Source organism: Streptomyces sp. NPDC016851, from assembly GCF_055562795.1.
Genome location: NZ_JBVHEP010000062.1, coordinates 1 through 2,939, shown reverse-complemented (window position 1 = coordinate 2,939; position 2,939 = coordinate 1). Strand labels below are relative to the sequence as shown.

Sequence of the window (2,939 nt, the reverse complement as noted above, 5' to 3'; positions counted from 1 at the left end):
TTTTAGTTAAGTCCTCGATCTATTAGTATTTGTCAGCTCCACGTGTCACCACGCTTCCACCTCAAACCTATCAACCTGATCATCTTTCAGGGATCTTACTAGCTTACGCTATGGGAAATCTCATCTCGAGGGGGGCTTCATGCTTAGATGCTTTCAGCACTTATCCCTTCCGCACATAGCTACCCAGCTATGCCTTTGGCAAGACAACTGGTACACCAGCGGTGCGTCCATCCCGGTCCTCTCGTACTAAGGACAGCTCCTCTCAAATTTCCTACGCCCACGACGGATAGGGACCGAACTGTCTCACGACGTTCTGAACCCAGCTCGCGTACCGCTTTAATGGGCGAACAGCCCAACCCTTGGGACCGACTACAGCCCCAGGATGCGATGAGCCGACATCGAGGTGCCAAACCTCCCCGTCGATGTGGACTCTTGGGGGAGATAAGCCTGTTATCCCCGGGGTAGCTTTTATCCGTTGAGCGATGGCCCTTCCATGCGGAACCACCGGATCACTAAGCCCGACTTTCGTCCCTGCTCGACTTGTAGGTCTCGCAGTCAAGCTCCCTTGTGCCTTTACACTCTACGAATGATTTCCAACCATTCTGAGGGAACCTTTGGGCGCCTCCGTTACTTTTTAGGAGGCGACCGCCCCAGTCAAACTGCCCACCTGACACTGTCTCCCACCCCGATAAGGGGTGCGGGTTAGAATGTCAATACAGCCAGGGTAGTATCCCACCAATGCCTCCACCGAAGCTGGCGCTCCGGCTTCCAAGGCTCCTACCTATCCTGTACAAGCTGTACCAAAATTCAATATCAGGCTACAGTAAAGCTCCACGGGGTCTTTCCGTCCTGTCGCGGGTAACCTGCATCTTCACAGGTACTATAATTTCACCGAGTCTCTCGTTGAGACAGTGCCCAGATCGTTACACCTTTCGTGCGGGTCGGAACTTACCCGACAAGGAATTTCGCTACCTTAGGACCGTTATAGTTACGGCCGCCGTTTACTGGGGCTTCAATTCAGAGCTTCGCGCGAACGCTAACCCCTCCTCTTAACCTTCCAGCACCGGGCAGGTGTCAGCCCCTATACTTCGCCTTACGGCTTCGCAGAGACCTGTGTTTTTGCTAAACAGTCGCCTGGGCCTATTCACTGCGGCTCTCTCGGGCTTGCACCCAAAAGAGCACCCCTTCTCCCGAAGTTACGGGGTCATTTTGCCGAGTTCCTTAACGAGAGTTCTCTCGCTCACCTTAGGATTCTCTCCTCGCCTACCTGTGTCGGTTTGCGGTACGGGCACCTTGAATCTCGCTAGAGGCTTTTCTTGGCAGTGTGGAATCAGGAACTTCGGTACTATATTTCCCTCGCCGTCACAGCTCCGCCTTCACGGTAATGGGATTTGCCTCATTACCAGCCTAACTGCTTGGACGTGCTAATCCAACAGCACGCTTACCCTATCCTCCTGCGTCCCCCCATCGCTCAAACGATTCATAAGGTGGTACAGGAATATCAACCTGTTGTCCATCGCCTACGCTCTTCAGCCTCGGCTTAGGTCCCGACTAACCCTGAGTGGACGAGCCTTCCTCAGGAAACCTTAGGCATTCGGTGGATGAGATTCTCACTCATCTTTCGCTACTCATACCGGCATTCTCACTTCTAAGCGCTCCACCAGTCCTTACGGTCTAGCTTCAACGCCCTTAGAACGCTCTCCTACCACTGACATCATAGATGTCAATCCACAGCTTCGGTGATACGTTTAGCCCCGGTACATTTTCGGCGCAGAGTCACTCGACCAGTGAGCTATTACGCACTCTTTAAATGGTGGCTGCTTCTAAGCCAACATCCTGGTTGTCTAAGCAACTCCACATCCTTTTCCACTTAACGTATACTTTGGGACCTTAGCTGGTGGTCTGGGCTGTTTCCCTCTTGACTACGGATCTTATCACTCGCAGTCTGACTCCCAAGGATAAGTATTTGGCATTCGGAGTTTGTCTGAATTCGGTAACCCGATGGGGGCCCCTAGTCCAAACAGTGCTCTACCTCCAATACTCTTACCTTGAGGCTAGCCCTAAAGCTATTTCGGAGAGAACCAGCTATCTCCAAGTTCGATTGGAATTTCTCCGCTACCCACACCTCATCCCCGCACTTTTCAACGTGCGTGGGTTCGGGCCTCCATCCAGTGTTACCTGGACTTCACCCTGGACATGGGTAGATCACCTGGTTTCGGGTCTACGACCACATACTCTATCGCCCTATTCAGACTCGCTTTCGCTGCGGCTCCGTCTCTTCAACTTAACCTTGCATGTAATCGTAACTCGCCGGTTCATTCTACAAAAGGCACGCTATCACCCATTAATGGGCTCTAACTACTTGTAGGCACACGGTTTCAGGATCTATTTCACTCCCCTTCCGGGGTGCTTTTCACCTTTCCCTCACGGTACTGGTTCACTATCGGTCACTAGGGAGTATTTAGCCTTGGGAGATGGTCCTCCCTGCTTCCGACGGGATTTCTCGTGTCCCGCCGTACTCAGGATCCACTCAGGAGGGAACGAAGTTTCGACTACAGGGTTTTTACCTTCTGTGACTGGCCTTTCCAGACCTATTCATCTACCCCGTTCCTTTGTAACTCCATGTAGAGTGTCCTACAACCCCAAGAGGCAAGCCTCTTGGTTTGGGCTAATCCCGTTTCGCTCGCCGCTACTAAGGGAATCGCGTTTGCTTTCTCTTCCTCCGGGTACTTAGATGTTTCAGTTCCCCGGGTCTGCCTTCAGTTACTCTATGTATTCAAGTAACGATACTATCCCATTACGGATAGTGGGTTTCCCCATTCGGAAATCTCCGGATCAAAGCTTACTTACAGCTCCCCGAAGCATATCGGTGTTAGTCCCGTCCTTCATCGGCTCCTAGTGCCAAGGCATCCACCGTGCGCCCTTTCTAACTTAACTTG

Annotated in this window: 1 rRNA gene; it reads right to left on the bottom strand. The window is 52.2% G+C overall.

From position 1 onward, the window contains the following. Window positions 1-2 precede the first annotated feature (2 nt). Window positions 3-2,937: ribosomal RNA gene (locus ACZ3I3_RS41285) — 23S ribosomal RNA — on the bottom strand. Window positions 2,938-2,939 lie beyond the last annotated feature (2 nt).